At 64.0% G+C, this 22,839-nt stretch carries 23 protein-coding genes; 7 read left to right on the forward strand and 16 right to left on the reverse strand.

Annotated features, from left to right (window positions below):
- Window positions 1-93 precede the first annotated feature (93 nt).
- A complete protein-coding gene (locus DL899_RS11145; protein ID WP_111734432.1) occupies window positions 94-1,110 on the forward strand; it encodes a ribose-phosphate pyrophosphokinase in 1,017 nt (338 codons plus the stop codon).
- A 24-nt stretch (window positions 1,111-1,134) separates the two neighbouring features.
- On the opposite strand, the gene DL899_RS11150 is transcribed toward DL899_RS11145, so the two are convergent.
- Window positions 1,135-1,485 (reverse strand): H-type lectin domain-containing protein, encoded by a 351-nt coding sequence (locus tag DL899_RS11150; RefSeq protein WP_111734433.1) that lies wholly within the window; start codon window positions 1,483-1,485, stop codon window positions 1,135-1,137.
- Between the two features lie 204 nt (window positions 1,486-1,689).
- Window positions 1,690-2,334, reverse strand: coding sequence for a cation efflux transmembrane domain-containing protein (locus DL899_RS11155; RefSeq protein WP_111734434.1), 645 nt, complete (start codon window positions 2,332-2,334; stop codon window positions 1,690-1,692).
- 65 nt (window positions 2,335-2,399) lie between these two features.
- On the opposite strand from DL899_RS11155, the gene DL899_RS11160 reads away from it, so the two are divergent.
- The gene (locus tag DL899_RS11160; RefSeq protein WP_111734435.1) at window positions 2,400-2,807 is read left to right on the forward strand and encodes a MerR family transcriptional regulator; all 408 of its coding nucleotides are present in this window, start codon (window positions 2,400-2,402) and stop codon (window positions 2,805-2,807) included.
- Window positions 2,808-2,949: 142 nt separating this feature from the next.
- On the opposite strand, the gene DL899_RS11165 is transcribed toward DL899_RS11160, so the two are convergent.
- From DL899_RS11165 to DL899_RS11190, 6 genes are all read right to left on the reverse strand, one after another.
- Entirely contained in the window at window positions 2,950-3,375 is a 426-nt protein-coding gene (locus DL899_RS11165; RefSeq protein WP_111734436.1) for a F0F1 ATP synthase subunit epsilon, read from the reverse strand.
- 55 nt (window positions 3,376-3,430) lie between these two features.
- Window positions 3,431-4,855, reverse strand: coding sequence for a F0F1 ATP synthase subunit beta (gene atpD / locus DL899_RS11170; RefSeq protein ID WP_111734437.1), 1,425 nt, complete (start codon window positions 4,853-4,855; stop codon window positions 3,431-3,433).
- 22 nt (window positions 4,856-4,877) lie between these two features.
- The gene (locus tag DL899_RS11175) at window positions 4,878-5,756 is read right to left on the reverse strand and encodes a F0F1 ATP synthase subunit gamma (protein ID WP_111734438.1); all 879 of its coding nucleotides are present in this window, start codon (window positions 5,754-5,756) and stop codon (window positions 4,878-4,880) included.
- Between the two features lie 15 nt (window positions 5,757-5,771).
- Entirely contained in the window at window positions 5,772-7,310 is a 1,539-nt protein-coding gene (atpA, locus tag DL899_RS11180) for a F0F1 ATP synthase subunit alpha (protein WP_111734439.1), read from the reverse strand.
- Entirely contained in the window at window positions 7,311-7,871 is a 561-nt protein-coding gene (locus DL899_RS11185; protein ID WP_111734492.1) for a F0F1 ATP synthase subunit delta, read from the reverse strand.
- Between the two features lie 322 nt (window positions 7,872-8,193).
- A complete protein-coding gene (locus DL899_RS11190) occupies window positions 8,194-8,934 on the reverse strand; it encodes a class I SAM-dependent methyltransferase (protein WP_111734440.1) in 741 nt (246 codons plus the stop codon).
- Window positions 8,935-8,996: 62 nt separating this feature from the next.
- Here DL899_RS11190 and gloB point away from each other — a divergent pair, with 62 nt between their 5' ends.
- A complete protein-coding gene (gloB, locus tag DL899_RS11195) occupies window positions 8,997-9,764 on the forward strand; it encodes a hydroxyacylglutathione hydrolase (RefSeq protein WP_111734441.1) in 768 nt (255 codons plus the stop codon).
- 173 nt (window positions 9,765-9,937) lie between these two features.
- Entirely contained in the window at window positions 9,938-12,271 is a 2,334-nt protein-coding gene (gene clpA, locus DL899_RS11200; RefSeq protein WP_111734442.1) for an ATP-dependent Clp protease ATP-binding subunit ClpA, read from the forward strand.
- A gap of 257 nt (window positions 12,272-12,528) precedes the next feature.
- Here clpA and DL899_RS11205 read toward each other — a convergent pair whose 3' ends face one another.
- From DL899_RS11205 to DL899_RS11220, 4 genes are all read right to left on the reverse strand, one after another.
- On the reverse strand, window positions 12,529-12,906 hold the full coding sequence (locus DL899_RS11205; protein ID WP_111734443.1) for a VOC family protein: 378 nt from the start codon (window positions 12,904-12,906) through the stop codon (window positions 12,529-12,531).
- A 207-nt stretch (window positions 12,907-13,113) separates the two neighbouring features.
- Window positions 13,114-15,207 (reverse strand): peptidoglycan -binding protein, encoded by a 2,094-nt coding sequence (locus DL899_RS11210; protein ID WP_111734444.1) that lies wholly within the window; start codon window positions 15,205-15,207, stop codon window positions 13,114-13,116.
- 3 nt (window positions 15,208-15,210) lie between these two features.
- Window positions 15,211-16,449 (reverse strand): biopolymer transporter ExbB, encoded by a 1,239-nt coding sequence (locus DL899_RS11215; RefSeq protein ID WP_111734445.1) that lies wholly within the window; start codon window positions 16,447-16,449, stop codon window positions 15,211-15,213.
- Window positions 16,450-16,517: 68 nt separating this feature from the next.
- Window positions 16,518-17,048 (reverse strand): gamma-glutamylcyclotransferase, encoded by a 531-nt coding sequence (locus DL899_RS11220; RefSeq protein WP_111734446.1) that lies wholly within the window; start codon window positions 17,046-17,048, stop codon window positions 16,518-16,520.
- 69 nt (window positions 17,049-17,117) lie between these two features.
- On the opposite strand from DL899_RS11220, the gene DL899_RS11225 reads away from it, so the two are divergent.
- From DL899_RS11225 to DL899_RS11235, 3 genes are all read left to right on the forward strand, one after another.
- Entirely contained in the window at window positions 17,118-18,122 is a 1,005-nt protein-coding gene (locus DL899_RS11225; protein WP_111734447.1) for a DUF2125 domain-containing protein, read from the forward strand.
- A 58-nt stretch (window positions 18,123-18,180) separates the two neighbouring features.
- Entirely contained in the window at window positions 18,181-18,534 is a 354-nt protein-coding gene (locus tag DL899_RS11230) for a hypothetical protein (protein WP_111734448.1), read from the forward strand.
- Between the two features lie 87 nt (window positions 18,535-18,621).
- Window positions 18,622-19,128 carry a copper chaperone PCu(A)C gene (locus DL899_RS11235; protein WP_111734449.1) on the forward strand — a complete coding sequence of 169 codons (507 nt, stop codon included), beginning with the start codon at window positions 18,622-18,624 and terminating at the stop codon, window positions 19,126-19,128.
- Window positions 19,129-19,256: 128 nt separating this feature from the next.
- Here DL899_RS11235 and DL899_RS11240 read toward each other — a convergent pair whose 3' ends face one another.
- The 4 genes from DL899_RS11240 to rpsD all read right to left on the reverse strand — a co-directional run bounded on the left by DL899_RS11240 (window position 19,257) and on the right by rpsD (window position 22,721).
- Window positions 19,257-19,859: an extensin-like domain-containing protein gene (locus tag DL899_RS11240; RefSeq protein ID WP_111734450.1), complete on the reverse strand. Its 603-nt coding sequence runs from the start codon at window positions 19,857-19,859 to the stop codon at window positions 19,257-19,259.
- A 48-nt stretch (window positions 19,860-19,907) separates the two neighbouring features.
- Window positions 19,908-20,822: a prephenate/arogenate dehydrogenase family protein gene (locus DL899_RS11245; RefSeq protein WP_111734451.1), complete on the reverse strand. Its 915-nt coding sequence runs from the start codon at window positions 20,820-20,822 to the stop codon at window positions 19,908-19,910.
- Window positions 20,819-21,904, reverse strand: a complete 1,086-nt coding sequence (gene hisC / locus DL899_RS11250; protein ID WP_111734452.1) for a histidinol-phosphate transaminase — start codon at window positions 21,902-21,904, stop codon at window positions 20,819-20,821. The genes DL899_RS11245 and hisC overlap by 4 nt, the downstream gene beginning before the upstream one ends.
- Before the next feature lie 196 nt (window positions 21,905-22,100).
- Window positions 22,101-22,721 (reverse strand): 30S ribosomal protein S4, encoded by a 621-nt coding sequence (gene rpsD, locus DL899_RS11255; RefSeq protein WP_111734453.1) that lies wholly within the window; start codon window positions 22,719-22,721, stop codon window positions 22,101-22,103.
- Window positions 22,722-22,839: the final 118 nt, after the last annotated feature.

Genomic DNA, 22,839 nt, shown 5'->3' on the forward strand with positions numbered 1-22,839 from the left:
GCTCCGTTACCGCAGTTTGCCAGACCGTACGCGCGTGCTAAGCGGTGTTCAACGACACGAATCTGTTACTGTCACCACCCGGGATCCCTGCCAATGTCGATCACGCCCGAGCCCAAGCTCATTTCCGGCAACGCCAACCTGCCGCTTGCCAAGGCCATCACCCGTCGAATGACGATGCATCGCGGCGCGCCCATCGGGCTGGTCGAGGCGCGGGTGGAACGCTTCAACGACCAGGAAATCTTTGTCGAGGTGTTCGAGAACGTCCGCGGCGAGGACATGTTCATCATCCAGTCGACCTCGAACCCGGCCAACGACAACCTGATGGAACTGCTGATCATGGCCGACGCGCTGCGCCGGTCCTCGGCCCTGCGCATCACCGCCGTGATCCCCTATTTCGGCTATGCCCGTCAGGACCGTCGCTCCAAGGCGCGCACCCCCATTTCGGCCAAGCTGGTGGCAAACATGATCGTCGAAGCCGGCGTTGAACGGGTGCTGACGATGGACCTGCACGCCGCCCAGATCCAGGGGTTTTTCGACATCCCGGTCGACAACCTTTACGCTTCGCCGGTTTTCGCGCTCGACATCCAGACCCAGTTCCGCGATCGCATGGACCAGGTGATGGTGGTCTCGCCCGACGTGGGCGGCGTGGCGCGGGCGCGCGAGCTGGCCAAGCGGATCGTGGCGCCGCTGGCCATCGTCGACAAGCGGCGTGAAAAGGCCGGCGAGGTGTCCGAGATGACGGTGATCGGCGACGTCACCGACCGGGTCTGCATCATCATCGACGACATGTGTGACACCGCCGGCACGCTGTGCAAGGCCGCCGACATCCTGATCGAGAATGGCGCGAGCGAAGTTCACGCCTACACCACGCACGGCGTTCTGTCCGGCCCGGCGGTCGAACGGATCACCAAATCGCAGCTCAAGTCGATGGTCATCACCGACACGATTGCCGCGACCGAGGCGGTCAAGGCCACGCCCAATATCCGCATCATTCCCACCGCGCCGGTATTTGCGCAGGCGATTTTGAACATCTGGAACGGCACCAGCGTTTCGTCACTGTTCGAAATCCCGACGCTGGAACCTATCTATGAGGGCCAGTTCGGGAAATAACCCGGCGGGGCGCGCCTGCCGGTGTCAGTAGAGTTCCCAGTCATCCTCGCCCGCCAGTGCCCCGATCGCCATCCAGCGCACCCGCGCCCGCGCGACACGCGTGTCGCCCCAGGTGCGAAAGACCAGATCAAAACTATCCGGCAGCACATTCTCGGCCGTCACATCGGCGCGGGCGTTGACGATATGGTGAAAGTCCCACATCGACAGCGAAACAAAGACCGCGGGCGGGTCACGGAAACTGCGGGCAAAGCTCAGGCGCCGACGGCGTTCGCGGTTGCCGTCACCGGTCCACATGTCGCCGCCATCCTCGAAATCGGAAAACAGGACGTCATCGCCCTGGTCTATCCCGATCAGCCCGCTTGGTATTTCCTTCATGTTTCCCGTCTCGGCCTCACCCTGAACAGCCCTTATAAATGATCCGGACGGCAGATGTGCAGTGAAAAATGGCGGCCGGCGGGCAAAGCCGTGGGAATTGCATGGCTTTCAGGCGCGCGGCATGAAAAAGCAGGGAGTTTCGCCGCCGGCATGGTTCGGCCCCCGGCCTTCGTTCAATCCCCTGCCGATCCGCGCCTCTTCCCCCTATCTGAGGGCCGGAACCGGGTCGGACCGGCGATCCTCGCGCAGTTCGAAAAGCGCCTGGCGAACCACCGTCAGCGCCCCCTGAATCGCCAGTATCGCCATGACCGCGGCCACAATGATGTCCGGCCAGCCGGTCCCGGTGCCGAACACCCCAAGCGCCGCGGCCAGGACAGCCATGTTCGCGATGACATCGTTGCGCGAGCATATCCACACCGAGCGCATGTTCGCATCGCCATCGCGCCACGCATACAAGAGCACCAGACAGATGGTGTTTGCCACCAGTGCGGCCATGCCCACCACACCCATCGTGGTCCAACCGGGCACGGTACCATGCAACATGTGCCAGATGACGCTTCCGATAACCCAAAGGGCAAACAGCCCCATCGAGCCACCTTTCACAAGAGCGGCACGCGCCCGCCAGCGGATTCCCAGACCAAGCACGAACAGGCTGATCCCGTAATTGGCCGCATCCGCGAAAAAGTCGAGAGCGTCTGCTTGCAGCGATGCCGATCCGGCGGCCAGGCCGGCAACGATCTCGATCAGGAACATGCCCGCGTTGATCGCAAGCACGATCCAGAGGATGGTGCGGTAGCGGCCGGTCGCGATCGCGCTCGATGAACAGGTATCTTCGGAACAGCAGGGCATCAGGGATCTCGCCTTCGTTGTGGTTCACCCCTATATGCGATCTATAGCAACTATAGGGTCAAGACATGGAACAGCGTGACCTGAAGATTGGCGATCTTGCCCGGGCGACGGGAACCAAGGTCGTCACGATCCGGTACTATGAAAAGGTCGGGCTGCTTGCACCCCCTGCCCGCAGTGCCGGCAATTACCGGACCTATGACACCAGGGCGCTTGAACGCCTGAGGTTCATCAGGCGCTGCCGGGACCTGGGCTTTACCCTGGATCAGATTCGAGAGCTGCTGGAACTTTCCACCAACGCCCAGCATTCCTGCGCGATGGTGGATCAGATTACTGCCGCTCACCTGGCCGAGGTCGAGCGCAAGATCACCGACCTGCAAGCATTGGCCAAGGAACTGACACGCATCTCTGACAGCTGCAGTGGCGGCGGTACGATCTCGAACTGCCGCATCCTTGACGCGATCGGCCCGGAATAGGCCGCCACCGCCATCGTTTCATTCCTTTCCCGGCATGAGGCATGGCATTTGCGGCAAGACGCCCTGCCCGATAGACGGGTAACAGCAAAGAAAATGGGCCCCGCCAAGGCGGAGCCCATTTTGAAACACTGGCTGTCTCGCGTCAGTTCGCGCCCAGGCCGATCTCGTCGCCCATCGCCACCATGTCGGCCAGCAGCTTGGCGGCCTCATCGACGGGGCCTGGCTCGTTCTTGTAGGCGTCCTGCGCCTTTTCCAGCCGCGCATTGGCCGCGTCGATCATCTCCTGGAAATGTTCCTGGGTGATGTCCTCGCGCGGGATCGCGCGCTCGGCCAGAACCGAGATGCTTTCCTGGTTGATCTCGGCGAAACCGCCGGTGACCACGTATTCCCGTTCGCCGTCCGCACTGGTTACCCGGACGATGCCGGGGCGCAGCGTGGTGATCAGCGGGGCGTGATCGGGCAGCACGGTCATGTCGCCCTCGGCGCCGGGCAGGCGCACATCGCGGGCCGCGACCGAGGCCAGCAGGCGCTCGGGGCTCACGAGGTCGAATTGCACTGTGTCAGCCATTCAGGGCCTCCTTGGAAAGACGGGCCGCGCCCGGGTCGGGGCGCGGCTATCACGCTCAGGCGGCTTCCGCGGCCATCTTTTCGGCCTTGGCGATCACATCCTCGATGCCGCCGACCATGTAGAACGCACCCTCGGGCAGGTGGTCGTATTCGCCGGCGACCACGGCCTTGAAGGACGAGATCGTATCTTCCAGCGGCACCTGCACGCCGGGCGAACCGGTAAAGACCTGCGCCACGTCGAAGGGCTGCGACAGGAATCGCTGGATCTTGCGCGCCCGGGCCACGGTCAGCTTGTCCTCTTCGGACAACTCGTCCATGCCCAGAATGGCGATGATGTCCTGCAGCGACTTGTAGCGCTGCAGGATACCCTGCACGTCACGGGCTACGTTGTAATGCTCTTCACCCACGACAGCCGGGTCCATCAGGCGCGAGGTACTGTCGAGCGGGTCCACCGCGGGGTAAATGCCAAGCTCGGAAATCGCACGGCTCAGAACGGTGGTGGCGTCGAGGTGCGCGAACGAGGTCGCCGGCGCCGGGTCGGTAAGGTCGTCGGCGGGCACATAGACGGCCTGCACCGAAGTGATCGAGCCGGCCTTGGTCGAGGTGATGCGTTCCTGCATCGCGCCCATGTCGGTGGCCAGCGTCGGCTGATAGCCCACAGCCGAAGGAATACGACCCAGCAGGGCCGAACATTCCGAACCGGCCTGCGTGAAGCGGAAGATGTTGTCGACGAAGAACAGAACGTCTGCCCCGGTTTCGTCGCGGAACTGCTCGGCCAGCGTCAGGCCGGAAAGGGCGATCCGCATCCGTGCTCCGGGAGGTTCGTTCATCTGGCCGTAGACCAGCGCAATTTTCGATTCTTCCAGATTGTCGGGAACGATAACACCCGATTCGATCATCTCGTGGTAAAGGTCGTTGCCTTCGCGGGTCCGTTCACCCACACCGGCAAACACCGACACGCCCGAGTGCACCTTGGCGATGTTGTTGATCAGTTCCATGATCAGAACCGTCTTGCCAACGCCGGCACCGCCAAAGAGGCCGATCTTGCCGCCCTTGGCATAGGGGGCCAGCAGGTCGACGACCTTGATCCCGGTCACCAGGACTTCCGATTCAGTTGCCTGATCCGAGAATTCCGGCGCTTCCTGGTGGATCGCGCGGCGGGCATCGGTTTTCACCGGACCCTGTTCGTCAACCGGCTCGCCGATAACGTTGATGATGCGGCCGAGCGTGCCGTTGCCCACCGGAACGGTGATCGGGCCGCCGGTGTCGGTCACTTCCTGCCCGCGCACGAGGCCCTCGGTGGCGTCCATCGCGATGCAGCGCACGGTGTTCTCGCCCAGGTGCTGCGCAACCTCGAGGATCAGCCGCTTGCCGCTGTTGTCGGTTTCCAGCGCGTTCAGAATCGCCGGCAGGTCATCGCCGAACTGCACGTCCACGACGGCGCCGATCACCTGGGTGACTGTGCCTTTTGCGTTTGCCATGTCTCGTATCTCCGGTTTCTCGTCAGAGCGCTTCCGCGCCCGAAATGATTTCAATCAGCTCATTGGTGATCACCGCCTGACGCGAGCGGTTGAACTCGATTGTCAGCTTTTCGATCATCTCGCCTGCGTTGCGGGTGGCGTTGTCCATCGCCGACATCCGTGCGCCCTGTTCCGAGGCGCCGTTTTCCAGCAGCCCGCTGAAGATCGCGGTGGCCACGCCACGCGGCAGCAGCTCGCGCAGGATTTCCTGCTCGTCGGGCTCGAAATCATAGAATGCGCTCGCATCCCCGGTTTCGTCACCGCCCTGCACATCGGCCGGAATGATCTGCTGAATGGTCGGGATCTGGCTGACGACATTCTCGAACCGCGAAAAGAAAATCTTGGCGACGTCGAATTCACCGGCCTCGAAGCGGTTGAGCAGGTTTTCAGCAACCGCCTGGGCGTTGGAATAGCCCACGTTGCGCAGACCGGTCAGGTCGACATGATCGACAAAAAGGTCGGAAAACTCGCGCTTGAGCGCATCCCGGCCCTTACGGCCCACGGTGATGATCTTGACGGTCTTGCCCCGCGCCTTGAGACTTTCGATCTCGGCACGGGCAAGCTTGGCGATGTTGCCGTTGAAGCCACCGCAAAGCCCGCGCTCGGCGGTCATCACCACCAGCATGTGGGTTTCGTCACGACCGGTACCGCGCAGCAGCGCCGGCGCGCTTTCGCTGTCACCCACCGATGCGGCCAGTTTGCCCATCACCTGGTTGAACCGCTCCGCATAGGGGCGCGACATCTCGGCAGCATCCTGTGCCCGCCGCAGTTTTGCGGCGGCCACCATCTGCATGGCCTTGGTGATCTTGCGGGTCGATTTGACCGACTCGATCCTGTTTCTAAGGTCCTTAAGACTGGGCATGCCCTCTCCCCCGCGTCACGCGAAGTCCGCGGCGAACTCGTCAATCGCGGCCTTGAGCTTTTCCTCGGCTTCGCCCGCAATCTTGGGGTCTTCCGTGGTGATCCAGTCCAACAGGTCCTGATGCTTGGACCGCAGGTGGTTCAGCATCCCTTCCTCGAACCGGCCGACCTGATCGACGGCGATCTTGTCGAGATACCCCTTGGTGCCTGCATAGATGACACACACGATCTCGGCGTTGGTCAGCGGCGAATACTGCGGCTGTTTCATCAGCTCGGTCAGACGCGCGCCCCGGTTCAGCAGGGCCTGGGTGGCGGCGTCAAGGTCCGACCCGAACTGCGCGAACGCGGCCATCTCGCGGTACTGGGCGAGGCCCAGCTTGACCGGCCCGGCGACCGATTTCATCGCCTTGGTCTGCGCCGCGGATCCCACACGAGACACCGACAGACCGGTGTTCACGGCCGGGCGGATACCCTGGTAGAAGAGTTCCGTTTCCAGGAAGATCTGGCCATCGGTGATCGAGATCACGTTGGTCGGAATGAACGCCGACACGTCGCCGCCCTGGGTTTCGATGATCGGCAGCGCCGTCAGCGAACCGGCACCGTTTTCCTCGTTCAGCTTGGCCGAGCGTTCCAGCAGGCGAGAGTGCAGGTAGAACACGTCGCCCGGATAGGCTTCACGCCCCGGCGGACGGCGCAGCAGCAGCGACATCTGGCGATAGGCCACGGCCTGTTTGGAAAGGTCATCATAGACGATCAGCGCATGGCGGCCGTTGTCGCGGAAATGTTCGGCCATCGCAGTGGCCGAATAGGGGGCCAGGAACTGCATCGGCGCGGGGTCGGATGCGGTTGCGGCCACGACGATGGAATACTCCATCGCGCCGTTTTCTTCCAGCTTCTTGACCAGCTGCGCCACGGTCGAGCGCTTTTGCCCGATGGCGACATAGACGCAGTAGAGCTTTTTGCTATCGTCGTCGCCGGCGGCCTCGTTATAGCTTTTCTGGTTCAGGATCGTATCGAGCGCAACAGCGGTCTTGCCGGTCTGGCGGTCGCCGATGATCAGCTCACGCTGGCCACGGCCGATCGGGATCATGGCGTCAACCGATTTCAGGCCGGTTGCCATCGGTTCATGCACCGATTTACGCGGGATGATGCCCGGCGCCTTGATGTCGGCAACGCCGCGGTTCTTGGTCTTGATCGGGCCCTTGCCGTCGATCGGGTTGCCAAGACCGTCCACGACGCGGCCCAGCAGCTCGTCACCGATCGGCACGTCGACGATCGACTTGGTGCGCTTGACGGTGTCGCCTTCCTTGATCTCGCGGTCGGAGCCGAAGATCACGACACCGACGTTGTCGGTCTCGAGGTTCAGTGCCATGCCCATGACGCTGCCGGGGAATTCCACCAGTTCGCCGGCCTGCACATTGTCGAGCCCGTAGACCCGCGCGATGCCGTCACCCACAGACAGAACCCGGCCGACCTCGGCCACTTCGGCGTCTTTGCCGTAGTTCTTTATCTGGTCCTTCAGGATCGCAGAAATCTCTGCAGCTTGGATACCCATTTATCCGACCTCTTTCATTGCGTTCTGTAGGGAATTGAGGCGCGAGCGGATCGAGGTGTCGATCATCTTCGAGCCAACCTTGACGACAAGACCACCGATGAGGCTTTCATCGACGGTCGCATTTATGTTCACGTCCTTGCCGACGCTGGCTTTGAGCGTCGCGGCGAGCTTTTCCGCCTGGGCCTTGGTCAGGGCCTTGGCGCTGATGACGTCGGCGCTGACTTCGCCCTTGTGATCGGCGACCATCACGCGCAGGCGATCCAGCAGCTGCGGCAGCGCGAAAAGGCGGCGCTTGTCGGCCATCACGGCCAGGCCGTTCCGCAGAACCGGGATCAGGCCCATCTTTTCGGCGACGGCTGTGATGCCGGCCTTGAGGTCGGCCCGCGACAGGATCGGGCTGCTGACAAAGCCGCGGAATTCTTCACTGCCATCAAGCGCGGCAGCGAGATCGGCAATGTTGGCTTCCAGCTTGTCGAGAGTTCCGTTTTCCTGCGAAATCTCGAACATGGCGGTGGCATAGCGCTTGGCGATGCCGGATGAGATCGAAGCTGGTTCGGACACGTCCACCCTTCCGATTTCTGGCCCCGGTGCATGAAAACGACGGCGAAAGGCTGCCGTCCTCCAGGGGCGTTGAGACACGATGTCACGACGGTTACACCGAAATTCGGCTGGGGTGTAGCAGAGCCTTACCCACCTAGCAAGCCGGTTGAAAAAGTTTGCATACCGTTGAATACGAAGCCATTTCAAAGACTTGCTACTCCTGCGACGGTTTGCACCGAATGATTGCCACAAAAACTTCGGCCCCGGCGGGTGGAATCCGCGATTCCTCGGCGCGCAAGCCACGCGATGGTGGCGCTAACGGGCTGAAATCCGCCGCGCGGGCCTATACCGGTTTTGCCTCGGGCTTGGGCTTGAGCACCTCAAGCGGCTTGCGCACGGTGGCGCGCAGCCCGGTGCTGGTGGGGGCATGCACCCGTTTCGACGCCAGCACCATCAGCACCCCGCCGGCCAGCACCATCGACAGCCGCCCGCCCAGCCCTTCCCACATGCCGGCAGTCTTGCGCCAGAAACGCCGTTCGGAAGGCGGCTGAAACAGCGTCGTGGTGTGGCGTTCAGGCAGAAAGCCATGCTCTCTCAACTGGCTTTCCAGCTGGCTCTGGCTATAGGGGCGGCCAAATCCGAACGGGGTGCGGTCACTGCGCGACCACAGCCCGGCGCGGTTGGCGACAATGAACAGCGCCGTTCCCCCCGGCCCCAGCACGCGCCAGCATTCCTGCATCAAGGCACCGGGCTGTTCCGAGGTTTCCAGACCGTGCACGACCAGCAGCTTGTCGACATGACCGGTTTCGAGCGGCCAGCGTGTTTCCTCGCACAGAACCGAAACATTGGGCATCTGCTGCGGCCAGCGGATCACCCCCTGCGGCGCCGGCATGCAGGCCACCACCCGCCGGGCATCCGACAGATAGGGGCGCAGGAACGGCACCGCGAAACCGAAACCGCACACCGTCTGACCCTTGGCCTCGGGCCAGAAATTCAGCACCTCGGCGCGCACGATCTTTTGCGCCGCCCGTCCAAGCGGACGGCGATAATAGAAATTCCTCAGGTCCTGCACGTCCAGATGCATTGCAGCCGCCGTTCCAATCAGTCAGTCTGAGCCTAGCAGTAACCGGCAAATGGGAAAACACCATGACACTGCAGGTCGAGACGATACCCTGCCTGGACGACAATTATGCCTATATCGCCCATGACTTCGGCACGGGCGAAACCGCCGTGGTCGATGTCCCCGAGGCGGCGTCGATCCTGGCGGCGCTCGATGCCCGTGGCTGGCGGGCGACGCAGGTGTTCCTGACCCACCACCACGCTGACCATGTGCAGGGGCTTGATGAATTGCTGGCGGCTCATGACGCCCGCGTTACCGGCGCCGCGGCGGACGCCCACCGCCTGCCGCCGCTCGACCATACGGTCAGCGAGGGCGACACTGTCACCATCGGCAGCGAGACCGGAACCGTGATCGAGGTGCCGGGCCACACCCTGGGGCATATCGCGTTCTACTTTGCCCAGAGCGGTGTCGCCTTTACCGCCGACAGCCTGATGGCCCTGGGCTGCGGCCGGGTTTTCGAGGGCACCATGGCGCAGATGTGGAACAGCCTGCAGAAACTGGCCGCGCTGCCGCCCGACACGCTGATCTGCTCCGGCCATGAATACACCGCCGCCAACGCCCGTTTCGCGCTGACTATTGATCCCGGCAATCCCGCGCTTATATCCCGGTCAGAGACAATCGAGGCGGCACGCGCGCAAGGGCAGCCGACAGTCCCCTCGGTCCTGTCCGATGAACTCGCAACAAACCCGTTCCTGCGCGCCGCCGATCCGGACGTGCAGGCGCATCTGGGGATGAACGGCGCCGACCCTGCCGAGGTGTTCGCAGAGATACGCAGCCGCAAGGATCGGTTCTGAACACCACCTCAAACTGCCCGAAACAGATGCAAAACATCAATGACCTTGGGAAATGTGATCGCGAACCGGCAAAAAAAACTTGAAGCATCGGCGGGATCGACCAAACTTTAGTCCCAAGGGGCCATGATGCCGGAACCCGCCCCCGGCACGCAGATTTAAAGGAGCACAGCAAAGTGCCGTCATTTTCGACCACATTGGAGCAGGCAATTCACGCGGCGCTCGCGCTGGCCAACGCGCGCCGGCATGAATTCGCCACGCTGGAACATCTGCTGCTGGCCCTGATAGACGAGCCCGACGCGGCGCGCGTGCTAAAGGCCTGTTCGGTCGACACCGAGGATCTGCGCTCGACCCTGGTCGAGTTCATCGACGAGGACCTGGCGAACCTCGTCACCGACATCGACGGGTCCGAGGCGGTGCCGACGGCAGCGTTCCAGCGCGTCATCCAGCGCGCCGCGATCCATGTTCAATCCTCCGGCCGGACAGAGGTGACGGGCGCCAACGTGCTGGTCGCGATCTTTGCCGAGCGCGAATCGAATGCCGCGTATTTCCTGCAGGAACAGGACATGACCCGCTATGACGCGGTGAATTTCATCGCCCACGGCGTCGCCAAGGACCCCGCCTATGGCGAGACCCGACCGGTTCAGGGCATCAACGACATTGACGGCGAAAAAACCAAGCCCGACAGCAGCGCCGAGGCCGTCGAGGCGGGCGAAAGCGCGCTGGCCAAGTACTGTGTCGATCTCAACGAAAAGGCGCGGCGCGGCGACATCGACCCGCTGATCGGCCGCGACCAGGAGGTCGAACGCTGCATCCAGGTGCTGTGTAGGCGGCGAAAGAACAACCCGCTGCTGGTGGGCGACCCCGGCGTTGGCAAGACCGCCATCGCCGAAGGGCTGGCGTACAAGATCGTACAGGGCGAGACGCCCAAGGTGCTGTCCGAAACCACCATATATTCGCTCGACATGGGCGCGCTGCTGGCCGGCACGCGCTATCGCGGCGATTTCGAGGAACGGCTCAAGGCCGTGGTGACCGAGTTGGAGGATCACCCCGACGCGGTGCTGTTCATCGACGAGATCCACACCGTGATCGGCGCCGGCGCCACCTCGGGCGGGGCGATGGACGCCTCGAACCTGCTGAAACCGGCGCTGCAGGGCGGCAAGCTGCGCTGCATGGGCTCCACCACCTTCAAGGAGTTTCGCCAGCATTTCGAAAAGGACCGCGCGCTGTCGCGGCGCTTTCAGAAGATCGACGTTGTCGAACCCACGGTCGACGACACGGTCAAGATCCTGCGCGGCCTCAAGCCCTATTTCGAGGAACATCACAGCGTCAAATACACCAGCGAGGCAATCCGCACCGCGGTGGACCTGTCGGCGCGCTACATCAACGACCGCAAGCTGCCCGACAAGGCCATCGACGTCATCGACGAGGCCGGCGCGGCGCAGCACCTTGTGGCCGAGTCCAAGCGGCGCAAGTCGATCGGCCCCAAAGAGATCGAGGCCGTGGTGGCCAAGATCGCCCGTATCCCCCCGAAAAGCGTCAGCAAGGACGATGCCGAGGTGCTGAAAGACCTCGAAGGCAAGCTCAAGCGCGTAGTCTTTGGCCAGGACGCGGCCATCGACGCACTGGCCAGCGCGATCAAGCTGTCTCGCGCCGGCCTGCGCGAGCCCGAAAAACCCATCGGCAACTACCTGTTCGCCGGCCCCACCGGCGTCGGCAAGACAGAGGTCGCCAAGCAGCTGGCCGACACGCTGGGGGTGGAACTGCTGCGTTTCGACATGTCGGAATACATGGAAAAACACGCCGTCAGCCGCCTGATCGGCGCGCCGCCGGGCTATGTCGGGTTCGATCAGGGCGGTCTGCTGACCGACGGCGTCGATCAGCACCCGCATTGCGTGCTGCTGCTGGACGAGATCGAAAAGGCGCATCCGGATGTCTTCAACATCCTGTTGCAGGTGATGGATCACGGCAACCTGACCGATCACAACGGCCGCACGGTCAATTTCCGCAACGTCGTGCTGATCATGACCTCCAATGCCGGCGCAACCGAACAGGCCAAGGCCGCGGTCGGCTTCGGTCGCGACCGCCGCGAGGGCGAGGATACCGAGGCGATCGAACGCACCTTCACGCCTGAGTTCCGCAACCGGCTGGACGCGGTGATCTCTTTCGCGCCACTGCCGAAAGAGGTGATTTTGCAGGTGGTCGAAAAGTTCGTCCTGCAGCTTGAGGCGCAGCTTTTGGACCGCAACGTCACCATCGAGCTGACGCGCCCTGCCGCGGAATGGCTGGCCGAGCGCGGCTATGACGACCGCATGGGCGCCCGCCCGCTGGCACGCGTGATTCAGGAGCATATCAAGAAACCGCTGGCCGAGGAGCTGCTGTTTGGCAAGCTGACAAAGGGCGGCATCGTCAAGGTGGGCGTGCGCGACGGCAAGATCGACCTTGTCTGCGAGGGGCCCAAGCAGGCGCAACTGTCGCGCCGCAAACCGCCGCTTCTGACCGCCGACTGACAGCGGCGGCGCGCAACCAGCCGGCAACGGAAAAAAAGGCCCCGGGTTTATGCCCGGGGCCTTTTCATTTTACAAACGGGGTCCCGGCTCAGGGACGGGACGGGAGGGGCGGGGCGGCGGTGCAAGCCCCTTACCGGATGTGTTGCGCTGCGACTGCGCAGGCGCAGCGCGGCTGGAAGCTGTCTATGCGGTGGCCCACGCAGATTTCTGCGAGGGCGTTGCCGTATTGAAGGTCGGCTGTGCGGACGAAGCGGACTTTAGCTACCGAAGCCCTCATCAGACCTAAGAGCGCATCTATTCCCGTCCGGGTCCGAGAACTCTGCTGTTGTTCCCCAATCATGGTGAAGAACTGTTAAAGCCACCCCTTTCTCGCGCAATTCGCTAGCGCTCGCATCAACGTCGCGAACATTGAAACGAAATTTGGTTGGGCAAGTGCTGTTCGACTTGCCTTCGGGATGAGCGGTCCCTCCATGTTCGACCATGAGGTAGGAGCTACCCAAGGAAAACACGGTGATCTCGTCGCTACCGTTCCCAAACTGTTGCAAGATAGGGAGGCCTAAAATGGACCCGTAAAAGTCTACACAGTCTCTATAGTTTTCCGTGTTTAAAATGACGCCTGCCTTCGTGAAGTTCATGTATACCTCTTGATTGTCGCTTCCGTCGAATTTTCAACCTACTTCGCGCAGGTCGGTTGTGGTCAAGAAGAAGCAAGCTGTCGAACTACCAACCAGCTTACAACGACTTTGGATAAATTGGGCCCGAAGCGGTCATTGAGGCCTCGCCAGCGGAGCCTGACCTAACACATCCGGTAAGGGGCTTGGCTGCGGTGCGGGACCCGGCAGCTATTTCTCGGTAATCTTCAACTCGATGCGCCGATTTTGCGCGCGGGCCTCTTCGGTGTCGGCGGGGTTGATCGGCTGGTATTCCCCAAACCCTGCCGCTGACAGCCGCTCTGGCGGAAAGCCCAGATCATCGACCAAATAGCGCACCACCGACAGCGCCCGCGCCTGACTGAGTTCCCAGTTGTCGGCAAAATTGACGCTGTTGCGGATCGGCACGTCATCGGTGTGGCCCTGCACCTGCAGCACCCAGTCGATGCCCTCGGGGATATCATCGGCAACACTGCGCAGGATGTCCGCAACCTTGGCAATTTCCTCTTTGCCCTCGGCCGACAGTTCGGCCTTGGCAGGGGCGAACAGCACCTCCGACGAAAACACGAAGCGGTCGCCGACGATGCGCACCCGTTCCTGCGTGCCCAGTACGTCGCGCAGCCGGCCAAAGAAATCCGAACGGTATTTTTCCAGGTTCTCGTTTTCGGCCGCCAGGCGCTCTTTTTCCGCCTCGACCTGCTTGCGCCGCTCTTCTTCCAACTCGCGGCGGCGGCGTTCCTCGGCCGCGGCGCGGGCCAGGGCAACGTTCAGATCCTGGCCTAGCGCCTCGATCTGGACGTTGGCGGCGGATTCGCGGTCCTTGGCGTCATCCAGCAGCGCCTGCAATTCGCCCAGTTGCTGGCGCAGCGCCGCAACCTGCCGGTTCAGCAGCGCCTGCTGCTTTTGCGCTTCTGTCGCCTCTTGAGCATGGGCGTCACGCGCGGCTTCGGCCTCGGCCAGTTTGCGGCGGGCCTCTTCGAGCAGCAGCGCGCGCTCCTCGGCCTTGCTCATCTGCGTGCTCAGGTCGCTTTCGGCGGCCAGCTTGGCGGCCAGCGCGCGGGCCAGTTCGTCACGAACATCCTCGACCTCGCGCAGCTGGGTGGCTGCGGCGTTCTCGGCCGCCAGCCTGGCCGCCAGCGCCGCGGCCAGCTGTTGGCGCAGGTCGCCCGCCTGCTGCGCCTCGGTCTGGGCGGCCTCGTTGGTGGCCAGCACTTCGGCCAGCCGTGCGCGCACCTGTTCCAGCGCCGCCTCGCTGCGGGCGAGGCGCGCGCGCAAATCAGCTATGGTTTCGGCGCCGCCGGCGGCCTCGGCCTCTGCCCCGCTCAGCCGTTCCTCGAGCGAGTCCGCGCGCGCGCCCTGTTCGTCAGCCTGCAACAGCGCGGCGGCGAGCTTTTCCTCGATCTCGTCCTGCGCCAGCAGCGCCGCGGCAAGGCGGATATCCAGGTCTTTCTCTGCCTCCTCGGCTGCGGCCAGCAACGTCAGCGTTTCCTCGGCGCGGCGGCGCTCCTCTTCCAGCGCCAGCGTCATTGAGGTCAATTCCGCCTCGGCATTTTCCAGCTTGTCGCGCAGAGCCTCTGCCGCCGCGGCCTCGACCAGGCGCGTGGCCTCTTCGTCGCTCAGCCGGGTTTCCAGCTCATCCACTTGCCCGGTCAGCGCCGCGACCGTCTCCTGCCCCTCGGCGTAACGGCGGCGCAGATCGGCGATCAGCGCCTCCAGAGCCTCGCGGCGGGCGGCGGCAAGGCGGGCCTCCTCTGTCTGGGCGTCTATCTCATCGCGCAGCCCGGCCAGCGCCAGGTTCAGCTGCTCGCGCTCGCTCATCAGCGTTTCGCGGGTCTCTTGCAGCTCACTGATGGTGCCCAGGTTGGTTTCGCGTTCGGCCAGCAGGCTGGCCACCTGTTCCTCGAAACTGGCGATGCGGCCCTGGGCCTGGGCCAGCACCTCGTCCTGCGCCGCCCGTTCGCTGCGCAGGCTGGCGATCAGCGCCGCCTGCTGTTCGGCCCGGGCGCGGGCGTCGCCCAGCGTCGCGGTCAGCTCGCCCACCCGGCCGGTCAGGTCGGCGCTCTTTTGCCGTTCCAGCCCCAGCGCCTGCGACAGCGCCGCCACCTCTGCCGACAGCGCGTCAAGCTTGTCCGCCTGCCCGGTGATCGTCTCGCGCAGGACGAACTGCACGATCATGAAGATCGTCAGCACGAACATCAGCACCAGTAGAAGTGCGGTCATCGCGTCCACGAATCCCGGCCAGATCGACGCCTGGAAACGGTTGCCGCTGCGGCGTGACAGTGCCACCGCCTAGCCCTCCTCGGGCCCGGTTTCGCCGGGGTCGCCCTGTTGGCGGGCAGAGGCGCGGCGCTGTCCGGCCTCGGACTTGCGCAGCTGGTTGAAGATCTTGGTCAGCGCCGCCAGGTCGGTCCGGATCTCGGTCATGGTTTCCTGCCGGCCGGCGCTGATCTCTTCGAGGATGCGCAGCATCTGCACGTCGATCGAACGCAGGCGCATCCGGCTTTCGGCATCGAGGCCCGGCTCGGCGGCGACGCCGCGCGCCTCTATCGCGGCGATCAGGCGTTCCTGCCCGTCGGCGACCTGCATCAGCGCGGTGTTGACGGGGTTCGTCTCGCCCATCCGGCGGGTCAGCCTTTCGATGGAATCCGCCAGAACGCCCAGCTTTTCATCGACCATCGCGCGGCTGACATCGGACTGGGTGACAAGCTGTTGCAGGGCGTCCATCTGGTCGCTCATCTGTTCCAGCACGCCGACGATGAGGCCCTGCTCGCCACCGCCTTCGCCCTCACCATCGCCAAAGCCCACGCGGGTGATGGTCGAAATCCACTCTTCCAACTCGCGGTAGAACCGGTTCTGGCCATGCCCGGCAAAGAGTTCCAGCAGCCCCACCACCAGCGACCCCGCCAGCCCCAGCAGCGACGACGCGAACGCCACGCCCATGCCACCAAGCTGCGCCTCAAGCCCGGTCATCAGGCGGTTGAACACCTCGACCCCGCCTTCGCCTTCTTGCGGGGCGAGGCTGCGAATGGTGTCCACCACCGCCGGAACCGTGGTGGCCAGCCCGTAAAAGGTGCCCAGCAGGCCCAAAAAGATCAGCAGGTTGACGATATAGCGCGTGATCTCGCGCGCCTCGTCGATACGCTGGGCGACCGAATCCAGGATCGAGCGCGCCGAACCCGACGCGATCTGCATCCGGCTGCCGCTGCGCTGCCGCATCAGCGATGCCAGCGGCGCCAGTAGCCGGGGCGCGCTGTAGTCCGTGTGCCCCGGCTGACCGGTGGCGAAATCCTCGATCCAGCGGACCGAACCGATCAGCTGGAATACCTGCCAGAAACAGGCCAGCACCCCGATGACAAAGACGAACAGGATGAAACCGTTGAGATAGAGGTTGGCCTCGAACACCGGCAGCACCCGCGGCAGGGCCACAAAGGCACCAAACCCGGTCAACACGAGAACGATCAGCATCAGAGCTATCTGACGGACCGGTTGTGAAAACTGCGGCGCGATCTCACGCTCCGGCTGGGCCATCTGGGCGGCTCCTGGCTCTGACGGCATTTGGGGCCACCCTACGCTTTATATGGTGGCAAGCCAAGAAATTATCCCACGATCTGGCCCACTCGTGCCGCCAGCCAGTCAAGATCGGGGTCATTGATGCCGATCTCCTGCAGGTGACGGGTGGTGTTGACCAAATATTCGGTGTTGGGGCCGCGCCCGCCGGTGGCCTTGGCGATGATACTGGCCTGCTCGTCCAGCGGCAGGCTGCCGCAATACTGGACGTGGTGCGGATCGATGACATAGGTCAGCGCCTCGACCTCGCGCCCGTCGGTCAGGGCGATCTGCAGCCGCTTTTCCAGATAGGCGGACGAAATCAGTTCGCGTTCGCGCAGATCGGCCAGCACCGTTGTCTCATCCCCCGGCGCCACCCGCAGCCCCAGCCCGACACAATGCGCGTCATCCGCCGCGTCCAGTGCCAGCACCAGCCCGGGGTTTTCCACCGTTCCGCGATGGTGGATGCTGCGCATGCAAAAGCTGCGGTGATACCCCGGTAGGCGTGCGACCGAGGTCTCGACCGGGTCAAAGCCCGGGTTCCACAAAAGCGATCCGTAGCCGAATACCCACATCGTCATTTCACTGTTCCTTGGCGCTGCAAAGCCTTAAACACCATCGCATCGGGCGATGAAAGAGGCAGGGATCGGATGCGCGTTCTTCTTACCGTTATCCTGGTCGCGGCGGCGGGATGGTCGGGCTACTGGTATGTTGGCAAGACCGGCGTCAGCCGCGGTTTTGAGCGCTGGTTCGAGGTCCGCCGCGCCGAAGGCTGGGTTGCGGAAACCTCTGAACTGGCGACGCGCGGCTTTCCCAACCGATTCGACACCAGCTTTTCCGATTTGGTACTGGCCGATCCCGAAACCGGGCTGGCGTGGGAGGCGCCTTTCTTTCAGATCCTCGCGCTCAGCTACAAGCCCAACCACGTCATCGCGGTCTGGCCCGACAGCCAGCTTATCGCGACACCCCTGGACAAGTACCGCGTCGAAAGCGCCGACATGCGCGCCAGCATCGTCACCGGCGCCAGGATCAGCCTGCCGCTGGAACGCCTGACCCTGACCGCCGAGGAACTTACGATCACCGCGCAATCGACCGATCAGCCGCTGCGGGCGCAGGCGTTGCGTCTGGCGGTGGACCGGGTGCCGACGACCCCCACCGCCTATCGGCTGGGGCTTGCCGCCGACGGGCTGATGCCGGCGCTGGACTGGCGTGTCAGGCTCGACCCGTCGGGGCGCCTGCCCGAACGGCTTGATGCGCTCAGCGCCGATCTGACGGTGACCTTCGACAAGCCCTGGGACCGCTCGGCGATCGAGGATGCCCGCCCGCAGCCGCAACATATTGAAATCCGCCTGGCTGAGGCCCGCTGGGGCCAGTTGGAACTGCAGGCCGCCGGTGCGGTGACGGTCGATGCCCAGGGCCACCCCGTGGGCGAGATCACCGTCAAGGCACGCAACTGGCGCGACATCCTGAAAATGGCGGTTGCCTCGGGCACGCTGGGCGAAGGGTTTGCCGCCACGCTCGAAGACGGGCTGTCACTTCTGGCGCAGATGGCAGGCAATCCGCGCACGCTGGATATTCCGCTGAACTTCCGCGACGGGCGGGTTCGCCTTGGCCCGGTGCCGCTGAGTAATGCCCCGGTGCTGCGTCTCAGATAGCCGCAGGCCGCCGATTCCAGCTTGCAGGTGCAGGCGGAAGGGGGCTAGCAATGGGGCCATGACGCGCCTTGCCGCACATCTCGCCGCCCTGCTTGTGGTGCTGGGCATCCTCGCGCCGCAAAGCGCGGGGCTGCTGGCCGCCGCCGGGCTGGCCAAGGGGCGGGTTCTGATCGTCTGCACCGGCGACGGGGTGCGATTGATACAGTTCGACGCCGATGGCGCGCCGGTCGAGTTGTCTGAAGACAGCCAAGACTGCGCGCTGGTTCACGCCACCGGTACGGCTGCGGGCATTGCGCCGGCACCGCCGCCGCAACGGCTGGCCATTGCCGACGCAGAGCCGCTGACACGGCAGCCGGCTCAGGTGATGCAACCGGTTCTGCCGTCGCGGCCGCGCGCCCCTCCGGCCGCCTGACCCCCCGTCTTTTTCAACCCCAAGACCAGACCGGCGCCGCACAGCAACCCTGCGTGCGCGCCATCACGACCACATGGAGACAACCCGATGAAAACCCTTCTTGCCACTGCAACCGCGCTCGCCCTCAGCCTGCCGGCGCTTGCCGCCGCCCATGACTACAAGCTGGGCGATCTTGAAATCATCCATCCCTACATGTTTGAAACCACAGCCACGGCCAAGGCCGGCGGCGGCTATGTCACCATCGCCAACACTGGCGACAGCGCCGACACGCTGGTCAGCGTTTCGGCCGATTTCCCGATGGTTCAGCTGCACGAATCCTTTGAACAGGATGGCGTCATGCGCATGCAGCATGTCGAGCGGCTGGAAATCGGTGCCGGCGAAACCGTCGAACTGGCGCCGGGCGGCTATCACGTGATGTTCATGGGGCTGACCGAGCCCTTCGTCGCCGGAACCCATGTGCCGGTGACGCTGTCCTTTGAAAACGCCGGCGAGATCGAGGTGGAATTCATGGTCATGGAACGCGAAGGCGACATGGGCCACGACCATTCGGGCCACGACCATTCAGATCATTCCGATCACTCCACGCAGGACTGATCCGACAGCGGCGATGCCATACGGGCCAATCAAGCCAGGCCCGTCTAACAGCCCCGGCCCCCGTGCCGGGGCTCTTTTTTCGAAATATCGCCCGCCGCGTCAGCCCCGGGGCGCGATCCGAACCCGCCTTAACGGCAATAGGCACCCGAACGGTAGGACGCGGTGTCGAAATGAAAGTGGTCCTGGTGGTGGCGGTCCGATTTCGGCCCCAGAACCGTGCCGAAGGGCCCGCAGGCCGATTCGTGCAACCGCCGCAGGACACGCCCGCGCCGCCCCTTGCCCCAGTCATCCTGAACCGACAATTCATCCCCATCGCGCAGCTTGAATGCGGCGATGTCGATGGCCCGGCCCTTGGCATGTTCCGAGATTCGCGCACCCGGCTGGCTGTTGCGGGTGCGGCAGGCGTAATGCGCCGCAACCTTCAGTTCTTCAACCCCGCCGCCCATCGTGCCGACGATCCGGTCCATGTCCTCGTGCACCCAGACATTGAGAACCCGCGCGGTGCTGCATTCCATCACCGAAGGCTGGCTCAACCGCACACCGCCAATTTCGTGCACGCGCACGGCGCTGCTGACGCCGCAGGAGGCGCCGTCGCGAACCGGGCCGATCACCTCGCCCCGGATCAGGGGCTGGCCACAGACCGATCCACGAGTGGAAACATCGGCTGTGTCGCGCCCGCCCAACAGCGAACACCCCATCAGAATCAATGGTAGTGCCAGAATGATCCGCATGCGCGCCTGCCCTCGCCTCTGCCCAAGGATACTGGCCGGGTCGTTGCCTCAGCTCTTTTTCACGCGCCCGAAATCGGGGGCGTCGGTATCCTGCCCGGCTTCGATGATACCACGGCGGATGGCGCGGGTGCGAGTGAAATAATCGAACAGCAGGTCACCATCGCCAGTTCGGATCGCCCGCTGCAGCGCGAACAGCTCTTCGGTAAAGCGACCAAGAATTTCCAGCGTCGCCTTGCGATTGTGCAAAAACACGTCGCGCCACATCGTCGGATCGCTGGCGGCAATGCGGGTGAAATCGCGAAATCCTGCTGCGGAATACTTGATCACCTCGCTATCGGTGACGCGGCGCAGATCGTCGGCCACGCCCACCATCGTGTAGGCGATGAGGTGGGGCGCATGGCTGGTCACCGCCACCACCAGGTCGTGGTGGTCGGCGTCCATCTCGTCGGTCTTGGCGCCCATGGCGCGCCACAGGGTTTCGACCCTGTCAACCGCGTCGCGGTCGGCCCCGTCCGGCACGATCAGGCAATAGCGGTTCTCGAACAGCTCGGCGAAGCCTGCCCTGGGCCCCGAATGTTCCGTCCCCGCCAGCGGGTGGGTCGGGACGAAATGCACACCCTCGGGGATATGCGGCCCCACAGCCTGAATCACGTCGCGCTTGACCGAGCCGACATCGCTGACCGTCGCGCCCGGTTTCAGTACCGGCGCGATTTCCTCGGCCACCGCGCCCATCGCGCCCACCGGCACGCAAAGCACCACCAGATCGGCATCGCGGGCGGCCTCGGCGGCGCTGTCGCAGACCCGGTCGCAAAGCCCGATCTCGCGCGCCACGTCACGGGTCTCGGTGCTGCGGGCGTGGCCCACGATTTCGCCCGCCAGCCCGTGTCGGCGCATCGCATGGGCCATCGACGACGCGATCAGGCCCAGCCCGATCAGGGCCACACGATCATAAATCGGTTTCATCGTGACCCCTCGATGAAGTTTCCGACAGCATGGGCCACACGGCGGCAGGCAGGTTCGTCGCCCACGGTGATGCGCAGGCAATGCGGCAGCTTGTACCCCGCCACCCGGCGAACGATCAGCCCCTCGGACTTAAGGAATTCGTCACAGGCTTCGGCCTCTTCGCGGCTGGCAAAGCGGGCAAGGATGAAATTGGCCGTCGAGGTGTCGGATGGGATACCGCGTTCGGCCAGCGCCTCGGCCAGCCAGGCGCGCAGGCGGGTATTTTCGGTGCGGCATCTCTCGGCCCAGGCGGTGTCGCGCACCGCGGCCTCGGCCGCGGCCAGCGCGGCGGTGCCGAGGTTGAAGGGCGCGCGGATACGCGCCAGCACCTCGATCACATGCGCCGGGGCATAGCCCCAGCCCACACGCAACCCGCCCAGCCCGTAAAGCTTGGAAAAGGTGCGCGTCATCACCACGTTTTCGCGCGTCTCGACCAGCCTGGCACCGCCGTCATAGCCCTCGACATAATCGGCATAGGCGCCGTCGATCACCAGGAGCGCCTGTTTCGGCAGCCCCTCGGCCAGGCGCGACAGCTCTGCTTCGGGGATCATGGTGCCGGTGGGATTGTTGGGGTTGGCGACAAAGACCAGCCTGGTGCGTTCGGTGCAGGCGGCAAGAATGGCGTCGACATCGGTCACGCGCTCTCGCTCGGGCACCTCGACCGGGGTGGCCCCGTTCGCCAGCGCCCCGATGCGATAGAGGGCAAAGCCATGCTCGGTATGGATCACCTCGTCGCCCGGCCCCGCATAGGCCTGGCAGAGCAGTGCGAGTATCTCGTCACTGCCGACGCCGCAGATCATGCGTTGGGGATCAAGGCTGAACACTTCGCCAATCGCCGCACGCAGCGCGCCGTGGTCGCTGGGCGGGTATCGGTGCAGCGAAAAGCCGGCCTTGCGAAACGCCTCTTTCGCGGCGTCGCTCGGCCCCAGCGGGTTCTCGTTCGAGCTGAGCTTGACCACGTTCTCGACGCCATCGACGTTGGACGCGCCGCCGACATAGGGCGCGATCTCCATGATCCCCGGTTGCGGTGCTATTTCGGTCATGGGCTGGGCTCTCCTTCGTTTCGTTTCATAGCGGGGCCACCCCGGCAAAGAAAGATTGAAAACCTGGACGCAAAAACCGTTGCATCGCTGCCAGCCTTGCGCCGGCGCGTCCGAATGTCGCGGCCCTGCCCCCGATAACGGAAAAGGGCCGCACCCGAAGGCGCGGCCCCTGAAACCTGTCGGCTTGGAAACCGGCCTAGTTCTGTGCGTAGAATTCGATCACGAGGTGCGGTTCCATTATCACCGGATAAGGCACATCGGCCAGCGACGGCGTGCGCACGAATGCCGCCGTCATCTTGGAATGATCCACGTCGATATAATCGGGCACGTCGCGTTCGGGCAGTTGAACGGCCTCCAGCAGCACGGCAAGCTGCTTGGAACGGTCGCGTACCTCGATCACATCACCCTCTTTCACACGGTAGGAGGGGATGTTTACCCGCTGGCCGTTCACCTTGACATGGCCGTGGTTCACGAACTGGCGCGCGGCAAAGACGGTGGGGACGAATTTCGCCCGGTAGACGACCGCGTCGAGACGGCGTTCCAGCAGGCCGACCAGATTCTCACCGGTGTCGCCGCGCTGACGCTCGGCCTCGCGGAAGATGCGGCGGAACTGCTTTTCGGTCAGGTCGCCATAATAGCCCTTGAGTTTCTGCTTGGCGCGCAGCTGCAGGCCAAAGTCGGAAATCTTGGCCTTGCGGCGCTGGCCGTGCTGGCCGGGGCCGTATTCGCGGCGGTTGACCGGGGATTTGGGGCGGCCCCAGATGTTTTCGCCCATCCGGCGGTCGATCTTGTACTTGGCAGCGGTGCGTTTGGTCACCTCTGGTCTCCTTCTTTTGAATCGAAGGGCGTTGTCCTTTGCCACGAACCCTGGGGGCCGCAGCCGACAGGCATCCCCTTGCGGGGGCCACCAACACCAATGAAGCCGCGCTTATACG

The organism is Roseovarius amoyensis (genome assembly GCF_003260265.1).
Classification (GTDB): Bacteria; Pseudomonadota; Alphaproteobacteria; order Rhodobacterales; family Rhodobacteraceae; genus Roseovarius; species Roseovarius amoyensis.

What these genes read in the sequence shown, in the direction of transcription:
- atpA (WP_111734439.1), bottom strand. Translation starts at nt 7,310, where the DNA reads ATGGGTATCCAAGCTGCAGAGATTTCTGCGATCCTGAAGGACCAGATA.
- DL899_RS11240 (WP_111734450.1), bottom strand. Translation starts at nt 19,859, where the DNA reads ATGCGGATCATTCTGGCACTACCATTGATTCTGATGGGGTGTTCGCTG.
- DL899_RS11155 (WP_111734434.1), bottom strand. Translation starts at nt 2,334, where the DNA reads ATGCCCTGCTGTTCCGAAGATACCTGTTCATCGAGCGCGATCGCGACC.
- DL899_RS11160 (WP_111734435.1), top strand. Translation starts at nt 2,400, where the DNA reads ATGGAACAGCGTGACCTGAAGATTGGCGATCTTGCCCGGGCGACGGGA.
- atpD (WP_111734437.1), bottom strand. Translation starts at nt 4,855, where the DNA reads ATGGCAAACGCAAAAGGCACAGTCACCCAGGTGATCGGCGCCGTCGTG.
- DL899_RS11145 (WP_111734432.1), top strand. Translation starts at nt 94, where the DNA reads ATGTCGATCACGCCCGAGCCCAAGCTCATTTCCGGCAACGCCAACCTG.
- DL899_RS11225 (WP_111734447.1), top strand. Translation starts at nt 17,118, where the DNA reads ATGCGCGTTCTTCTTACCGTTATCCTGGTCGCGGCGGCGGGATGGTCG.
- hisC (WP_111734452.1), bottom strand. Translation starts at nt 21,904, where the DNA reads ATGACCGAAATAGCACCGCAACCGGGGATCATGGAGATCGCGCCCTAT.
- DL899_RS11175 (WP_111734438.1), bottom strand. Translation starts at nt 5,756, where the DNA reads ATGCCCAGTCTTAAGGACCTTAGAAACAGGATCGAGTCGGTCAAATCG.
- DL899_RS11230 (WP_111734448.1), top strand. Translation starts at nt 18,181, where the DNA reads ATGACGCGCCTTGCCGCACATCTCGCCGCCCTGCTTGTGGTGCTGGGC.
- DL899_RS11150 (WP_111734433.1), bottom strand. Translation starts at nt 1,485, where the DNA reads ATGAAGGAAATACCAAGCGGGCTGATCGGGATAGACCAGGGCGATGAC.
- DL899_RS11165 (WP_111734436.1), bottom strand. Translation starts at nt 3,375, where the DNA reads ATGGCTGACACAGTGCAATTCGACCTCGTGAGCCCCGAGCGCCTGCTG.
- DL899_RS11220 (WP_111734446.1), bottom strand. Translation starts at nt 17,048, where the DNA reads ATGACGATGTGGGTATTCGGCTACGGATCGCTTTTGTGGAACCCGGGC.
- DL899_RS11215 (WP_111734445.1), bottom strand. Translation starts at nt 16,449, where the DNA reads ATGGCCCAGCCGGAGCGTGAGATCGCGCCGCAGTTTTCACAACCGGTC.
- DL899_RS11245 (WP_111734451.1), bottom strand. Translation starts at nt 20,822, where the DNA reads ATGAAACCGATTTATGATCGTGTGGCCCTGATCGGGCTGGGCCTGATC.
- gloB (WP_111734441.1), top strand. Translation starts at nt 8,997, where the DNA reads ATGACACTGCAGGTCGAGACGATACCCTGCCTGGACGACAATTATGCC.
- DL899_RS11190 (WP_111734440.1), bottom strand. Translation starts at nt 8,934, where the DNA reads ATGCATCTGGACGTGCAGGACCTGAGGAATTTCTATTATCGCCGTCCG.
- DL899_RS11235 (WP_111734449.1), top strand. Translation starts at nt 18,622, where the DNA reads ATGAAAACCCTTCTTGCCACTGCAACCGCGCTCGCCCTCAGCCTGCCG.
- DL899_RS11205 (WP_111734443.1), bottom strand. Translation starts at nt 12,906, where the DNA reads ATGAACTTCACGAAGGCAGGCGTCATTTTAAACACGGAAAACTATAGA.